Origin of the sequence: Dermatophilus congolensis, assembly GCF_900447215.1 — a bacterium.
Taxonomy (GTDB): Bacteria; Actinomycetota; Actinomycetes; order Actinomycetales; family Dermatophilaceae; genus Dermatophilus; species Dermatophilus congolensis_A.
Genome location: NZ_UFYA01000001.1, coordinates 488,268 through 503,075 on the forward strand (window position 1 = coordinate 488,268; position 14,808 = coordinate 503,075).

Sequence of the window (14,808 nt, forward strand, 5' to 3'; positions counted from 1 at the left end):
AGTGGTGACTGAACCGACTAGCGACTCGAGTAGTCGCGGCACAGCTGAGAAGAGCCTCGAGGGTCGAACGCAGGAGATCGTGGCAGATTTTCTCGGCTTTCTTAAACACCATCGTGGCAAAGAACGATCCCCACATACGTTGCGCGCATATGACACGGATCTTCGTTCCGCGATGCGCCATGCAGCGCAACGAGGACATAAGTCAGTTGAAGATATTGATGTTGATGACGTACGAAGTTGGTTAGCTCAAGCAGCTGAACAAGGAAAATCACGAGCTACTCTCGCCCGCCGAATTGCGGTATTGCGTACCTTTTTCCGGTGGGCTCGTGATGCAGGTGTAGTGCAGATTGACCCGACTCTACGGATCCGTAGCCCACGTCGATCACAACACTTGCCCAAGGTTCTCAAAGAACGTCAGGCCATCAGGCTCCTGACGACTGAGTCTAATGACACAAATAAGTCGGCAGCCGTGCGGGCTAAAGCGCTCCGTTCTCGAGATGCTGCTGCGCTTGAAATGCTTTATGCCACCGGTGTTCGGGTTCAGGAGTTGTCTGGACTTGATATTGACGATGTTGATCTTGAGTCACGTACTGCTGTGGTTGTTGGTAAAGGAAACAAACAGCGCAAAGTTATTTTTGGTGAACCTGCAGCACAGGCGTTGCGTCGGTGGCTTTCTATGCGCTCGCACTTGGCGAGTAAGGAAAGCGGGGCAGCTTTATTTTTGGGCGCACGCGGAGGCCGTTGGGGGGTGCGACAGATACGTGATGCAGTGCATGCAGCGGCGGCACGGGCTGAGGTTCCTGATATTTCGCCCCATGCTTTGCGGCACAGCGCAGCTACGCATCTTCTTGATCATGGAGCTGATTTGCGTGATGTGCAGGAGCTTCTTGGTCATGCTTCGCCGGCCACTACTCAGATTTATACGCATGTGTCCACGGCTTGTCTGCGGGCTGTTTTCGAGCAGGCGCATCCGCGGGCGTGAGAATGAATTGTTCAACGTAACGGTAGGAGGCGAACCTCGCCGATGAGGGTGAGGGGGTCGATGTATTCAGCGTTTTTGATCGCTCCCCAGTGCAGGCATGATTTGGGTGCGCAGTGAGCGGCAAATGGAGCAATGTGTCCGATGACTTGACCTGCTTTGACGACGTCCCCAGTTTTAACTGTGGGGATCACAGGTTCATAGGTGGTTCGGATGCCTCGTGCGTGCATGATTGACACGGTTGATTTTGTGGCAATTTTGCCTGCATAAAAAATTTTTCCGTTGCTCGCTGCTAGAACAGGGGCGCCTGCGGCTGCGGCGAGGTCTACGCCTCGATGCCCAGGAAGCCAATTTTGTGCGGGTTTATCGAAGCCACGTAAAACATGGGTAGATCCACGTAGAGGAATGCGATACGGAGCGGGAAGCAGCGCAAGCATGTTTTCCATGTTTTTCTTTGCATGTCGCCCGGAAGCAGCTGTTCCTGCTCGGGCGGATGTGCCTGCGCGTGCTGCGCCTTGCCCAATGGCGGCTGCTTGACTTGTTGATGCGGTTACCTGTTTGCCTAGTGCGCGTGCAGCAACACCTTCAAGTTCTTTGGCTACACCGGATCCAGCTAAGCGTGTGAGAGTGCCTCGAGCGGCTCCTGTGGCGACTGACTTCACGACCTGGGTGGCGACTGTGCGTGCAATGGCAGTGCCAACTACACGTACGCCGGTGCCAACGAGAAGGGTTCCCCATCCCGCGGGGCCAGTGGCAATGGTGAGAGCGATGAGGGCGATGGTGATGGGGTCGAGGCTCACGTAGGTGATCGTGGTTGGTGGAGTGAATGTATGAGTGGGGAAAGTTGCTGTCTGTGGATGGGAAGGCGGGTTGGGGACTGACAGTTCTCGTGCGAGAGCGCGCTGGCGTCGCGGGGCAGTGGCTGCTGGCGTTATGATGTTTAAACCTGTGGCGTGTGCGCTGCAGGAAATCGCGTGTCGTTATTCGCCAGTAACTTCCGGTGTTTGTGCGCCAGAGAAGGAATGGTGGGGTTTCGCCTTCGGTCCGGGTTTTTCTCGGTGGCGGTTCTCTCGACACCAGGGACTTAGCCGCAATTCCGCGGATAAGTCGTCAACCAAAACGAGTATCAGGAGGCTTCGGCATGGCCGTCGTCACCATGCGTCAGCTCCTTGAGAGCGGCGTCCACTTCGGACACCAGACCCGCCGTTGGAACCCGAAGATGAAGCGCTTCATCATGACCGAGCGCAACGGCATCTACATCATCGACTTGCAACAGTCGTTGACCTACATCAACGATGCATACGAGTTCATCAAGCAGACCGTTGCTCACGGCGGTCACATCTTGTTCGTCGGCACGAAGAAGCAGGCGCAGGAAGGCATCGAAGAGCAGGCAACTCGCGTGGGTATGCCCTACGTGAACCACCGCTGGCTCGGTGGCATGCTGACCAACTTCAGCACCGTCTCTAAGCGTCTGGACCGCCTCAAAGAACTTGAGGCCATTGACTACGACGATGTTGCAGGCTCGGGCCACACCAAGAAAGAGCTTCTCGTTCTGCGTCGCGAAAAAGACAAGCTGGAACGCACGCTCGGCGGTATCCGTGACATGTCCAAGGTCCCCTCTGCCGTGTGGATCGTGGACACCAAGAAGGAACACCTTGCCGTTACCGAGGCGCGCAAACTCAACATCCCGATCGTCGCGATCCTGGACACCAACTGTGACCCCGATGAGGTCGACTACGCCATTCCGGGTAACGACGACGCTATCCGTTCCGTGACGTTGCTGACCCGTGTCGTTGCTGACGCTGTGGCCGAGGGGCTCATGGCTCGTAACTCTGGTGGCGCAGCTGCTGGTGAGCAGGCCGAGCCGATGGCTGAGTGGGAGCGAGAGCTGCTGGCTGGTGAGCAGGCTGATGCACCTGCCGAGGTAAAGAGCGAAGACCAGGACACGGCTGAAGAAGCCCAGGCCTGAGCCAGTTTCGACCGTTCATGGCGTGTTCTTGAGCATGTGAACGCTGCCGTTGTGGCTCGTAATGGCCATTGTTGGACGTAACAACTTTGACGACGGTGGTCGCGACGATAGTCGCGACCACCGGTACGAGAGAGAGTGATTGGTAGATGGCTAACTACACCACCGCCGACATCAAAGAAATCCGCGAAAAGACCGGCGCGGGCATGCTCGACGTCAAGAAGGCTCTGGATGAGGCTGAAGGTGACAAGGGCAAGGCTGTTGAGCTGCTTCGCGTCAAGGGTCTGAAGGGCATCACGAAGCGCGAAGGTCGCTCGGCCTCCAATGGCTTGGTTGCTGCCAAGGTTGAGGGGAACATTGGCACCCTTGTCGAGGTCAACACCGAGACGGACTTCGTTGCCAAGGGTGAGAAGTTCATCGCTATGGCTGACCAGATCCTGCAGGCTGCTGCCGCCAGTGGCGCCGCCGACGTTGAGTCTCTCATGGAGGTTGACGTCGAAGGGCAGCCGGTTAAGAAGCTGATCGAGGACAACGCTGCTGCGATTGGCGAGAAGATGGAAGTACGTCGTGTTGCCCGCATTGAGGGTGAGCACGTCGTTTCCTACCTGCACAAGACGAACCCTGATCTTCCTCCGCAGGTTGGTGTTCTCTTCGCTTTCTCTGGTGGTGACGAGCAGATTGGTCGCGATGTCGCGATGCACATTGCTGCGTTCTCCCCGTCTGTCTTGACTGAGGATGAGATTGACGAAGAGACGGTCGCTAACGAGCGTCGTATCGCTGAGGAAACGGCTCGCGAGGAAGGTAAGCCCGAGCAGGCTCTGCCGAAGATCATTGAGGGTCGCGTTAAGGGATACTTCGCTGAAAACGTCCTTCTTGACCAGAAGTACGCTAAGGATCAGAAGAAGACAGTTGCCAAGGTTCTGGAAGAAGCCGGAGCAACAGCTATCGGCTTTGCTCGCTTCCGCGTCGGTTCCTGATCTCATAGTCGTGGGTAGGCCTACTTGGTATGAATAAGTATTTTTTGCTGAGTAGGTTCCCTTTCCCTTTGTTTCTTTAAAATAGGCAGCAACGGGAAATCTTTTAAGAAGTGATCCGCCTTTATTGGTGGGTCACTTCTTTTGTGTGAGCGGCTTCTTTGTATAAGTCGCTTGTGGTTCGCCATGCGTGGCAACATGGTTTGAATTGGTTCGCCGATGTGGGGAGATTTTTCGTGAGTGCTCGTGCATACAAACGTGTTCTGCTGAAGCTGTCTGGGGAAGCTTTTGGTGGTGGGGCTGTAGGCGTAGATCCAGATGTTGTTCGCGGAATTGCTGCGCAGATCGCTGTAGCTGTTCGAGAAGGTGTTGAAGTAGCGGTCGTCGTGGGCGGAGGTAACTTCTTCCGTGGCGCAGAACTGCAGCAGAAGGGTATGGATCGTACCCGTGCTGACTACATGGGCATGCTTGGCACCGTGATGAACTGCCTAGCTTTGCAGGATTACCTAGAGAAAGAAGGAATCCCCACTCGCGTGCAGACTGCCATCACGATGGGACAGGTCGCGGAACCCTACATACCCCGCAAAGCTATTCGACACATGGAGAAGGGGCGTGTCGTTATTTTCGGTGCGGGCGCAGGAATGCCTTTCTTCTCCACGGATACGGTCTCCGCTCAGCGTGCGCTTGAGTGCCATGCCGACGCAGTTCTCATGAGCAAAAACGGTGTAGACGGTGTCTACACCGGTGACCCAAGAACAGACGCAACGGCAGTTAAGCTGGATCGCGTCAGCTACAGCGAAGCGATCAGCCAGGGTCTCAAAGTTGTTGATGCGGCCGCTTTTGCCTTGTGCCGTGAGAACAAAATGCCGATGGTTGTCTTCGGTATGCAGGAGGAGCAAGCCATTACCCGGGCGCTGCGTGGTGATGAGATCGGTACCGAGGTCTACAGCGCTTGATGGAGGCGGGTAGAGTCTGATGCAGGAATGCTGAGCTGCTTAGGTGTTCTCCGATATCGCCGGGGGCGAGCAGTCTAGTCAGTCGATAACGCAGAAGGGGTCGCACATGTTGGATGACACGATGCTCGAAGCCGAGGAAAAGATGGAGAAGGCTTTGGAGGTCGCCCGGGAGGAGTTCTCCAACATTCGTACTGGTCGTCTTTCCGCAGGTCTGTTCAACAAGATCATGGTCGACTACTACGGTGCTCCGACACCTTTGCAGCAGCTCGCCTCTGTGCAGATTCCAGATGCGCGCACCGTGCTTGTGACTCCCTATGACCGTAGTTCGCTAGGAGCTGTGGAGAAGGCTCTGCGTGACTCGGATCTAGGGCTTAACCCGAGCAATGATGGCGTCGTTATCCGAGGGATTATGCCTGCGCTGACTCAAGAGCGCCGCAAGGAATACATCAAGCTCGCGAACCGTAAAGGTGAAGACGCGAAGGTTTCTGTGCGTTCTGTACGTCGTCACGCTAAAGACGCCATCGACAAAGCTGTTAAAGATGGCGAGGTCGGTGAAGATGAAGGTACCCGATATGAAAAAGATCTTGAAGCGTTGACGAAAAAGTTCGTTGAGAAGGTTGACGCCCTCCTGAAGGGTAAAGAGGCAGAGCTACTCGAGGTCTGATCGGGTGAATGCACCTGTTGTGGAACCCTCATCGCCACCTGAGAAAAAGTCGAAAGGGGGCCGGAATCTTCCGGTCGCTGTCGGCGTGGGGGTGGCGTTGGGGGTTCTTGCTCTTGCTTCCTTGTTTGTGGCGCCTTGGGGATGGCTGCTGCTCTTAACTCCAGCGATCGTGTTTGCGGTGCTGGAGTTAAGAAACGGCTTTGTGGCTGGTGGTCATGAGGTGCCATTAGTTCCAGTGGTGGTGGGGGCATCCGTGATGCCGTTGGCTGCGTACCTAGGAGGTCCGGCGGCGCTGTTGGTGATTTTTGGTGTGGAAGCTGGCGCGGTAATCGTCTGGCGAACGCTGATCGGTCACCTGCGTACAGGGATACGCGATATCGGTAGCGGTGTTTTTGTGCTGGGTTATGTGCCGTTTCTTGCCTCATTTACGGCATTAATGTTGACAGCCCCTGAAGGGCATTGGCGTGTAATCGCATTTGTCCTTGTTACTGTTTGCAGCGATATTGGTGGTTTTATAGCCGGTGTGCGCTTTGGGAAAACTTCGATGTCACCATCGGTGAGCCCTCATAAATCTTGGGAAGGTTTTGCCGGTTCGGTAGTAATGTGTGCTCTTGCCGGGGCAGTGATGTTTGCATTTCCATTGGGGGCAGCCTGGTGGCAGGGCGTGCTCTTCGGGGGTTTGCTAGCTATGTGCGCCACACTGGGTGATTTGACCGAGTCGATGCTCAAGCGCGATCTAGGCATTAAAGATTTCGGAAAAGTTTTACCGGGGCACGGTGGACTAATGGATCGCATGGATTCTTTGTTGGTGTGCGCCCCGGTGGCATGGATAGTTATGGCAGCTTTGCTGCCAGCGTGAGAGGAAAACTGCTCCCTCACTCAGCGGTCGAGAAGCTCTGACAGTGCGGGGGGTACGCGAATGGCGATTTGCCCCCGTTCGTGTGTTGTCAGCGGAGTAAGTGTTTCCAGATGCTCACCGTGTGCCCAATAGACGTGGGGACTGGTAGCTCCTGAGTCTTTGTAGCCATTGCGAGCGAAGACACTCATTGGGCCCACCGACATGAGGGAGCTGACGTTATCAACTATGCGCAGCGCGAGGTGATGAGCATTTGGTACAGCCACAAAGACACCTTTGCTGAGGTCACTTCCTGGGTGAAGAAGGCGCGAAACACGGGGTAATTCGATGGCCAAGCTGGCCACTGATAAGGAATCGCCTAGAAGGCCAGTGAAGGTGAGTCCTTCGGTGGTTTCGAAGTGGCGTACTTCGATTTCTTCTCCAATATCGGCCAAAGTGTGTACAAGATTGTGGCGAGCTACTTCGACGAGTTCTTCAGGAGAACCTAGATGTGCCAGGTCGGTTGCCGGTGGAGCTATGACAGCCTCCGGCGTACTGACAGTAAGGAGCTCAACAAGCCCGGGGGCGTAAGCGCGAACGTGGGTCAGGTTGCTGAGCGAGGGAACATCTTCGATGTCGGCCAGCTGTAGTCGCAGTGATGACAGTACAGTCTTGTCGTCTGGGGTGGCATTTCCTGAGGGGGAAAGGCCAGGTATGCGGTTGGCTGTGCCGTACAGAGGTAGCCACGCATGTTCTGCCGGCGTCGGGCGGCTGTTAGTAAGGGGACGGGGATATTTTTCGTGCTCGCCTTTAAGGACGAAAGGGGCGACTGTTGGTGTGCGTGGTTTGCGTCGTTTGGCGGATGTTCCCGCGCTAGTTGCCTTGGGGCGTGATCGCCGCATGCGTCCTGCGAGGCGGCGCCACAAGCTTTCCGTCATCGCTGTACCTTCACTTTGAGCTGTTGTGGGCGTTCACGTTTTGATCGCCCATTCTGGGGTGAACATTGTCTTCGGGGAAGGGTAATCCCCGGATGTGGAAGCAATCGTTGAGTTATCTGTGAGCTTAGGTGGTCACTTGAGGTAGGTCTCGAGGGGCCGCGTTGTCGAGGATTGCGGCTTCCTGCGAGAATAGCTGTGATGAACAGTGAGAATGTGACTAGTAGTGAGCCGCTTCAAGGTCAGAGTAGCGGTGCGCAGGCGCGGCCAGGTTTGGCGCGCAGGCGCCCTGGGCCTGGGCAGATTACATTGTCGGCGCCGGGTAACCTCTTGCCGCGCACACATCTCGCTGATCTTGATATGGCAGGACGGGTGGCCCTGTTGAAGGAAGCTGGATACCCCGGTTTCCGGGCGAAGCAGCTGTCCACCCACTATTTTTCACATTTCACGACAAACCCTGAATCAATGACTGACCTTCCTCAAGGATCCCGGTCAAAGATCACAGAAGCAGCCTTTCCTTCGCTGTTGGAGAACGTGCGTGATTTGGTCGCTGACAACGGGCGCACAGTCAAGTCTGTGTGGCGGCTTCATGACGGAGCGCTCGTCGAAAGTGTGTTGATGCGTTATCCGCGCCGCGTGACTATGTGTATTTCAAGTCAGGCCGGTTGTGGAATGAATTGTCCGTTCTGCGCTACCGGACAAGAAGGTTTCACTCGGAACCTCTCGACTGCTGAGATTGTTGAGCAGGTACGGATGGGAGCAGTGCTGCTGCGATCAGGGCGTTTCGCAGGTCCAGAAGGTGGCGAATCGGGATCTGCGGGAGCAGAGGCATTCGCTAACCCCGACGATGATGAGGCCTACCCTCTGGCAGATGCTCATGAAATAGCCACAGCACCATTGCGGGTAAGCAATGTTGTTTTCATGGGGATGGGCGAGGCGCTTGTGAACTACAAACGCGCCGTGGCGGCGATTCGCAGGTTGATCGCTCCAGCTCCCGAGGGCTTTGGGATGAGTGCGCGTGGCATCACGATGAGCAGTGTGGGTCTGGTGCCCGGAATTAACAGACTCGCCGCTGAGGGGTTGCCGGTCACGCTAGCGCTGAGTCTGCATGCCCCCGACGACGATCTGCGGGATGAACTTGTCCCGATCAACAATCGGTACAAGGTCGCTGAAGCACTCGATGCTGCCCGGGCCTATTTCGATGCAACGGGCCGTCGAGTTTCGATCGAATACGCGCTCATCAGAGACATGAATGATCAAGCGTGGCGCGCCGATTTGCTGGGGGAGGAGCTTACGCGTCGAGGTAAAGGTTGGGTGCACGTCAACCCCATTCCGCTTAACCCTACTCCTGGATCAAAGTGGACAGCTTCCCGTCCCGGTGTGATGCAGCAGTTTGTTGAGCGCCTGCGGGCACATGGGGTGCCAACAACCATCCGAGACACGCGTGGAAGCGACATCGACGGCGCATGCGGACAACTCGCTGCTGCTACCAGTTGAAAGTGAAGTGACTACTCAGCTAGTTCGAGTGATAGTGCAGTTGTTCGTAAGCAAGACGAATATGACTTTCGACAGCTTCAGCTGCTTGAAGAGCGTCGCCTTTTTCAATTGCAGTGAAGATGGCTTCGTGGCCTGCACACAAGCTAGCTGAGCGAGCATGCCAGTCTTCTTCATCATCAAAACTATGCATTATTGGGCCTGTCATCGTCTCCCGAATAGCTGTAGTCAATTCAGTGACAAGCCTGTTATGGCCTGCAGCAGCCACAAGAACATGGAATTGTGTGTCCAGCTCGTTAAACCTGTCGCGCGGTGTTGAGGGGTCGGCCATTTCATCAAGAACCTCACGCATTTTCGCGAGATCTTCTTTGGAAGCCTGTGACGCCGCTAGTCTGGCGCTTCTGCGTTCTAAAGGGATACGAGCCTCTAAAACTTCTGGTACTGAGAAGTGGGAAAGATGCACGTGTAAGCGAAGGATGCGCGTAATTGCCTCGCTCGACATGGTCGTGACGAACGTCCCCCCGTCTGTTCCGACGTCGGCAGAGACCACACCTTGCGCTTCTAGCGTGCGCATTGCCTCTCGCACGCCAGCTCTGGAGACACCCAACATTGTCGCAAGCTCACGTTCTGCAGGAAGTCGGTCTCCTACCCGTAGCCGCCGAGCCACGATTTGTTCCTCAACCTGGGCGATGACCTGCTCGTAAGCCTTCTTTTTGGTGACGGGGTGCCAGGAAGGGCCAGGCGTGTCAGCAGCCCCATCCTGGGCCTTGTGTGCCATGCAAATCCTCCAGAATTTGAGCCAGCGGTGGGAATCGTTCACGATCATTCTCGCTCGATGGTGGCGTGACACACGACACTTGAGCGATTTAGTACCCACGCCATGATGCATGACCGACCGCAATGTCCTTTAATGGTCGGACCAAAGCAGTGGCGCCCATCACCCGGCCCAACTACGGGTAGCCCTCCGCGGCGCCCCCATGGACAACGGAGTTCTCATGCTTCCAGCCCTTGCGGCATTCACGCCCAATCCCAGTCCCCTCCCATCGCAGTGGCTCTCGGCGCTTGTGGCCGCCATCCCGATCATGGTGATGCTTATCACTTTGGGCGGCCTGCGGTGGAAGGCACATATCGCTGGTATTACCTCATGGGCAGTGGCCCTGGTCATCGCGGTTACAGTCTTCTCCATGCCTGTCGGCATGGCCCTGTCAACCAGTGCGCACGGCTTCATTTACGGTCAATTCCCCATCGTATGGATCCTGCTGTGTGCCATCTGGATGTACCAGGTGACCGTCATCTCCGGAAGGTTCGACGATCTGCGCCGTACCTTCTTCCTGATCAGTGATGACCCCCGCGTGCTCGGTATGCTCATCGCCTTCTGCTTCGGTGGACTTCTCGAAGCGCTCGCAGGTTTCGGTGCGCCGGTAGCCATCGCCACAGTCATGCTCATCGCTATCGGGTTCTCAAAACTACGCGCAGCGGTCGTGGCTTTGCTTGCCAACACCGTTCCAGTTGCTTTCGGTGCTGTCGGGCTTCCCATTCTTACCGCCGCCCAGGTAAGCGGTGTAGGCGTCACTGAGGTCGCCATCATTACCGGTCGCGTATGCGCACTTCTCGGTCTCCTTGTTCCCTTACTCCTCCTATTCGTCATGGACGGTAAAAAGGGTGTCACTCAATGCTGGCCGTTCGCCATCCTTATCGGTGTGATCTTCGGCGCCACAAAATGGATCGTCTCTGCTACACCGCTCTATAACCTCACAGAGATCTTCGCGGCCGTTATCACCGTTGCTGCAGCCATTGCCTTCCTGCGCTTTTGGAAGCCCCGCGGTGGCGAAGAAGCCCTTGCCCGTGTTGGGGCTCCGATGGATCCGAGCTTGGAAGAACAAGCACCTGCTCGCGTTGCTGATGACAACGAAACTCTTACCGGCGGGCGTATCTTCATGGCGCTTGTGCCATACATCCTTGTCATCGTTGTGTTCTCCATCGCAGCCATCCCGGCTGTTCACAACGCCCTAGTTGCCACCAATCTCAAGCTTGCATGGCCCGGCCTGCAGGAGCTCATGAGCGTTTCTGGAAAGCCCTCTGGCCATGCCACCTACACCATCGCTTGGCTTTCTGGCCCCGGTACCCTGCTTGCCCTGGTCGCAATCCTCGTCGGAATCATTTACAAGGTTTCGTTCAAAGAGATCTTCGCTGAGCTTTGGCGCAACGTTGTCAAGCTGCGTTTCACGATGCTCACCATCGGCGCTGTTGTTGCTCTTGCTTACGTCATGGGTGACTCCGGTCAGACATACGCTCTTGGCCTCTGGGTTGCTGGTGCAGGCGCTGTGTATCCCTTCTTGGCTCCGATCCTGGGCTGGATCGGCACCTACGTCACCGGCTCTGACACTTCAGCCAACCTGCTCTTCTCCCCGCTACAGGCCAGCGTTGGAGACCAGATCGGTTACAAAGGTCTGCTGGTCGGCACCGGTGCCGCAGGTGGCGTTGTCGGCAAGATGATTTCTCCGCAGTCTCTGGCCATCGCCGCTTCTGCGATCGGGCTAGCTGGCTCTGAATCCGTCATCCTGCGCCGAGTTATTAGCTGGAGCCTCATTCTGCTGGTGTTCATGTGCGTCGTTTCGGGCCTCATGTCCACCCCTGTCCTTGCGTGGCTGCTTCCGTAATAGTCAGCTTCCCCGTGCACCCCGGGGAATCAACCCACCCGACACCACCTGGAGAACGAGAACATGACCACAGCCGCACCCTCCTCACCGGCCGGCACCCGGCCAGGTGAGGGACTCACCGTCGCGCTGTTCGCAACCTGTGCCAACGACGCGATGTTCCCTAACACCCCCAAAGCAGTGACCACTTTGCTGGAGCGCCTGGGCGTGAAAGTGACCTTCCCGCAGAAACAAACGTGCTGCGGACAGGCCTTCACGAACTCGGGTTACTTCGACGAGACTGTTCCGCTCGTTCGTAACTTCGTTAACACCTTCAGCGACTACGACTACATCGTGGCCCCGTCTGGTTCCTGCGTAGGCTCTGTGCGCGACCAGCACACGATGCTTGCTGAACACGCTGGTGACAGCGGGTTGCGTCGCGAAGCAGCTGACATCGCCTCCCGTACATATGACATCTCTGAGTTCCTCATTGATGTCCTAGGAACGGTGGATGTTGGCGCTTACTTCCCGCACAAGGTCACCTATCACCCGACTTGTCACTCTGTCCGCATGGCCAAAGTTGGAGATCGCCCGATGCGTCTTCTCCAGGCAGTGTCCGGCATTACCGTGTTGGAACTCGAAGACGCGGACCGTTGCTGCGGATTCGGTGGCACATTCTCGATGAAGAACCCGGATGTGTCTGTTGCGATGGCCGCAGATAAGGCTCGTCACGTTGCAGATACTGGAGCGGAGTACCTCGTCGCAGGAGACAACCTCTGCCTCTTGAATATCTCCGGCGTACTCGGACGCAACAACGCCGGTATCCGTCCCGTCCACCTCGCCGAAATTCTTGCCTCAACCGAAGAGGCACAGTTCACCCCCGGGTCTTCCCGGGCCTCACGGGAAGGAGTGCGCAAATGAGCACCACGTTCATCGGTATGCCAGCACTTCCGCGCGACGCCGAGGGCCGTTTGACTCCTTCGCCGCCGCCCGGAGAGTTGATCAACTCGGATGCCTTCCCCTCAGCAGCCAAGGTACAGCTAGGCAAGCCAGTGCAGCGGGGCAACTTGCACACCGCTATGACCATGATCCGAGGCAAACGTGGTCGTGTCGTAGCAGAGCTAGACAACTGGGAACAGCTTCGTCGCGCTGGTGAATCAATTAAGAACCGCACCCTGCGGCACCTAGACCAGTACTTGGTCCAGCTAGAAGAGTCACTTACTGCAGCAGGAACAACTGTTCACTGGGCGCGTGACGCAGCCGAAGCGAACGAAATCATCGTCGGTCTCGTTAAAGATGCACTCTCCCAGTACGCAGTCAGCGAGGGTGAAGGTACCGAGGCAAACAACGGTGACGTTACTTACCCTGAGGTCGTCAAGGTTAAATCCATGGCTACCCAGGAAATTGAGATGAACGAGGCCCTTGAAGACGCGGGCATCGCAGCCTGGGAGACTGACCTCGCTGAGCTCATCGTGCAGCTTGGACATGACAGGCCAAGCCACTTCCTCGTGCCAGCTATTCACCGCAACCGCAGTGAAGTGCGCGAGATCTTCCTCGACGAGATGGGTACCTATGGCCGTCCTGCTCCCGAAGGTTTGGACTCCGAACCAGCCCACCTTGCAGAGGCTTCTCGCCAACACCTGCGCGAAAAGTTCCTGCGCGCCAAGGTAGGTATCTCCGGAGCTAACTTCGCAGTTGCTGAAACTGGAACTCTGGCGGTTGTCGAATCCGAAGGTAACGGCCGTATGTGCCTAACCCTGCCGGAAACTCTCATCAGTGTTGTCGGCATTGAGAAAGTTGTCCCGACGGTTGAAGACCTTGAGGTTTTCCTTCAGCTGCTGCCGCGTTCGTCTACTGGTGAGCGAATGAACCCTTACACCACCCTATGGACGGGACCGGGCGGAGATAAGGGCGGCGAAGACGGCCCCAAAGCCATGCACGTGGTCCTTATCGACAACGGCCGCACCAACGTTCTCCAGGACAAACACGGTCGTGAGGCACTGCGCTGCATTCGCTGCACCTCCTGCCTGAACGTATGCCCTGTCTATGAAAAGGTCGGTGGTCACGCCTACGGGTCGGTGTACCCAGGACCAATCGGCTCGATCCTCACCCCGCAGTTGCGCGGAACATCTTCCAAGGTCGATCGCTCTCTACCATTTGCCTCCACCCTGTGCGGCGCGTGCTTCGACGTGTGCCCTGTGCGCATCCCGATTCCGGAGCTACTCGTCTACATGCGCAACAAGGTTGTTAGCGCCAAAAAGGCCGAAGCGAACGCCAAGTTTAAGAAGAAGCGGCTTGCCCGCCCCTTCATTGCCCACACCGAGCCTGCTCTCATGGCTTCTGCAGCCTGGATGATGTCAGACTCCCGCCGTTGGAAGACCGCTACCAACATGAGTGGTTTCGGTGGTCGCAGCCTCGGCAAGTTCACCGATCACATCGGCGCTATTCCCGGACCGCTCTCTCGCTGGACAGGAGCAAGGAACGTGCCGGTGCCTCCGGCGGAATCGTTCCGTAGCTGGTGGAACCGTGAGCACGGTGACGATGACACAGCTGGCACGAATGGCGAGCGCAAGGGAGAAAACTGATGAGCACGGATTTGCAACGCCCTGACCTCACCGCGGGTGCGCCGCACACGCCAGGAATGAGCGCTCGTGATGAGATCTTGGCGCGTATCCGCCAAGGGCTGACCGATGTACCTGCTGATGTGTCTCCGGCTGAGGACACTCCGGTGGATTGGGAATATGGGCAGGCCAACCCACAGGTAGATGACGTGGTTGATCGATTCGTTGAGCGTGTCGAGGACTACAGGGCTACGGTCGCTCGGTGCGCACTTAAAGAGATCCCCGCTGCCATTGCTGAAGCTTTGCGGATCACTGAAGCAAAAAGTGTCGTACTGCCAGAAGGCATTGATGCTTCGTGGCGAGCTGCAGTGGAGAAGTTTGGTGTACCAGTAAGCACCGATGGCCCCACTGCTGGGGCTCGAACTCGCGCTGAGCTGAACTCCACGCATGCTGTTGTCACGGCGGCTCGTGCTGCAGGTGCTGAGTCGGGAACGATCATGCTTGACCACGCTGAAGACCAGGGACGTCGTGCCCTCACCTTGCTTCCTGACATTCACGTGTGTGTAGTTACTACCGACCAAATCGTCAGCGATATTCCTGAGGCCACGGCTTTGGTTGCCCCCTCATTACGTGCGGGCAATCCAGTGACCTGGATTAGTGGCGGTAGCGCTACGAGCGACATCGAGTTGTCTCGTGTTGAAGGTGTGCACGGTCCTCGGACCCTCTACGTCATCGTGGCTGGCTAATTCTGTTCTATGCGAGCCGCTGTGAGGCATAGCTCAGCGGCTCGCGCGAGCGGAGCTCGATA

The 14,808-nt window shown here is 56.7% G+C and carries 14 protein-coding genes; 11 read left to right on the plus strand and 3 right to left on the minus strand.

What is annotated here, in order from left to right; translation table 11 throughout:
• Nucleotides 1-4 precede the first annotated feature (4 nt).
• Nucleotides 5-982: a tyrosine recombinase XerC gene (locus tag DXZ77_RS02065; protein ID WP_306746435.1), complete on the plus strand. Its 978-nt coding sequence runs from the start codon at nt 5-7 to the stop codon at nt 980-982.
• 11 nt (nt 983-993) lie between these two features.
• Here DXZ77_RS02065 and DXZ77_RS02070 read toward each other — a convergent pair whose 3' ends face one another.
• Complete coding sequence (locus tag DXZ77_RS02070; RefSeq protein WP_115029579.1) at nt 994-1,779, minus strand: M23 family metallopeptidase; 786 nt, start codon at nt 1,777-1,779, stop codon at nt 994-996.
• Between the two features lie 341 nt (nt 1,780-2,120).
• Here DXZ77_RS02070 and rpsB point away from each other — a divergent pair, with 341 nt between their 5' ends.
• The 5 genes from rpsB to DXZ77_RS02095 all read left to right on the plus strand — a co-directional run bounded on the left by rpsB (nt 2,121) and on the right by DXZ77_RS02095 (nt 6,398).
• Nucleotides 2,121-2,948 (plus strand): 30S ribosomal protein S2, encoded by an 828-nt coding sequence (gene rpsB / locus DXZ77_RS02075; protein ID WP_115029581.1) that lies wholly within the window; start codon nt 2,121-2,123, stop codon nt 2,946-2,948.
• A gap of 146 nt (nt 2,949-3,094) precedes the next feature.
• Nucleotides 3,095-3,922: a translation elongation factor Ts gene (tsf, locus tag DXZ77_RS02080; RefSeq protein WP_115029583.1), complete on the plus strand. Its 828-nt coding sequence runs from the start codon at nt 3,095-3,097 to the stop codon at nt 3,920-3,922.
• A gap of 233 nt (nt 3,923-4,155) precedes the next feature.
• Nucleotides 4,156-4,875: a UMP kinase gene (gene pyrH, locus DXZ77_RS02085; protein ID WP_147279161.1), complete on the plus strand. Its 720-nt coding sequence runs from the start codon at nt 4,156-4,158 to the stop codon at nt 4,873-4,875.
• Nucleotides 4,876-4,981: 106 nt separating this feature from the next.
• Entirely contained in the window at nt 4,982-5,539 is a 558-nt protein-coding gene (gene frr, locus DXZ77_RS02090; RefSeq protein WP_115032416.1) for a ribosome recycling factor, read from the plus strand.
• 4 nt (nt 5,540-5,543) lie between these two features.
• A complete protein-coding gene (locus DXZ77_RS02095; protein WP_115029587.1) occupies nt 5,544-6,398 on the plus strand; it encodes a phosphatidate cytidylyltransferase in 855 nt (284 codons plus the stop codon).
• A 20-nt stretch (nt 6,399-6,418) separates the two neighbouring features.
• On the opposite strand, the gene DXZ77_RS02100 is transcribed toward DXZ77_RS02095, so the two are convergent.
• On the minus strand, nt 6,419-7,312 hold the full coding sequence (locus DXZ77_RS02100) for a hypothetical protein (RefSeq protein ID WP_115029589.1): 894 nt from the start codon (nt 7,310-7,312) through the stop codon (nt 6,419-6,421).
• Nucleotides 7,313-7,510: 198 nt separating this feature from the next.
• On the opposite strand from DXZ77_RS02100, the gene rlmN reads away from it, so the two are divergent.
• Nucleotides 7,511-8,806, plus strand: a complete 1,296-nt coding sequence (gene rlmN, locus DXZ77_RS02105; protein WP_115029591.1) for a 23S rRNA (adenine(2503)-C(2))-methyltransferase RlmN — start codon at nt 7,511-7,513, stop codon at nt 8,804-8,806.
• Between the two features lie 19 nt (nt 8,807-8,825).
• On the opposite strand, the gene DXZ77_RS02110 is transcribed toward rlmN, so the two are convergent.
• A complete protein-coding gene (locus DXZ77_RS02110) occupies nt 8,826-9,581 on the minus strand; it encodes a FadR/GntR family transcriptional regulator (RefSeq protein ID WP_115032418.1) in 756 nt (251 codons plus the stop codon).
• Nucleotides 9,582-9,798: 217 nt separating this feature from the next.
• Here DXZ77_RS02110 and DXZ77_RS02115 point away from each other — a divergent pair, with 217 nt between their 5' ends.
• The 4 genes from DXZ77_RS02115 (at nt 9,799) to DXZ77_RS02130 (ending at nt 14,746) form a co-directional block, all read left to right on the plus strand.
• Complete coding sequence (locus tag DXZ77_RS02115; RefSeq protein ID WP_115032420.1) at nt 9,799-11,463, plus strand: L-lactate permease; 1,665 nt, start codon at nt 9,799-9,801, stop codon at nt 11,461-11,463.
• Between the two features lie 63 nt (nt 11,464-11,526).
• Nucleotides 11,527-12,360, plus strand: coding sequence for a (Fe-S)-binding protein (locus tag DXZ77_RS02120; protein WP_115029593.1), 834 nt, complete (start codon nt 11,527-11,529; stop codon nt 12,358-12,360).
• A complete protein-coding gene (locus tag DXZ77_RS02125) occupies nt 12,357-14,024 on the plus strand; it encodes a lactate utilization protein B (RefSeq protein ID WP_051277466.1) in 1,668 nt (555 codons plus the stop codon). Before DXZ77_RS02120 ends, DXZ77_RS02125 begins: the two co-directional genes overlap by 4 nt.
• Nucleotides 14,024-14,746, plus strand: coding sequence for a LutC/YkgG family protein (locus DXZ77_RS02130; RefSeq protein ID WP_243888638.1), 723 nt, complete (start codon nt 14,024-14,026; stop codon nt 14,744-14,746). Before DXZ77_RS02125 ends, DXZ77_RS02130 begins: the two co-directional genes overlap by 1 nt.
• The last annotated feature ends 62 nt before the right edge of the window (nt 14,747-14,808 follow it).

Coding starts and splice junctions, on each gene's coding strand:
- rpsB (WP_115029581.1), top strand. CDS start 2,121: ATGGCCGTCGTCACCATGCGTCAGCTCCTTGAGAGCGGCGTCCACTTC.
- tsf (WP_115029583.1), top strand. CDS start 3,095: ATGGCTAACTACACCACCGCCGACATCAAAGAAATCCGCGAAAAGACC.
- frr (WP_115032416.1), top strand. CDS start 4,982: ATGTTGGATGACACGATGCTCGAAGCCGAGGAAAAGATGGAGAAGGCT.
- DXZ77_RS02100 (WP_115029589.1), bottom strand. CDS start 7,312: ATGACGGAAAGCTTGTGGCGCCGCCTCGCAGGACGCATGCGGCGATCA.
- rlmN (WP_115029591.1), top strand. CDS start 7,511: ATGAACAGTGAGAATGTGACTAGTAGTGAGCCGCTTCAAGGTCAGAGT.
- DXZ77_RS02110 (WP_115032418.1), bottom strand. CDS start 9,581: ATGGCACACAAGGCCCAGGATGGGGCTGCTGACACGCCTGGCCCTTCC.
- DXZ77_RS02115 (WP_115032420.1), top strand. CDS start 9,799: ATGCTTCCAGCCCTTGCGGCATTCACGCCCAATCCCAGTCCCCTCCCA.
- DXZ77_RS02120 (WP_115029593.1), top strand. CDS start 11,527: ATGACCACAGCCGCACCCTCCTCACCGGCCGGCACCCGGCCAGGTGAG.
- DXZ77_RS02125 (WP_051277466.1), top strand. CDS start 12,357: ATGAGCACCACGTTCATCGGTATGCCAGCACTTCCGCGCGACGCCGAG.
- DXZ77_RS02130 (WP_243888638.1), top strand. CDS start 14,024: ATGAGCACGGATTTGCAACGCCCTGACCTCACCGCGGGTGCGCCGCAC.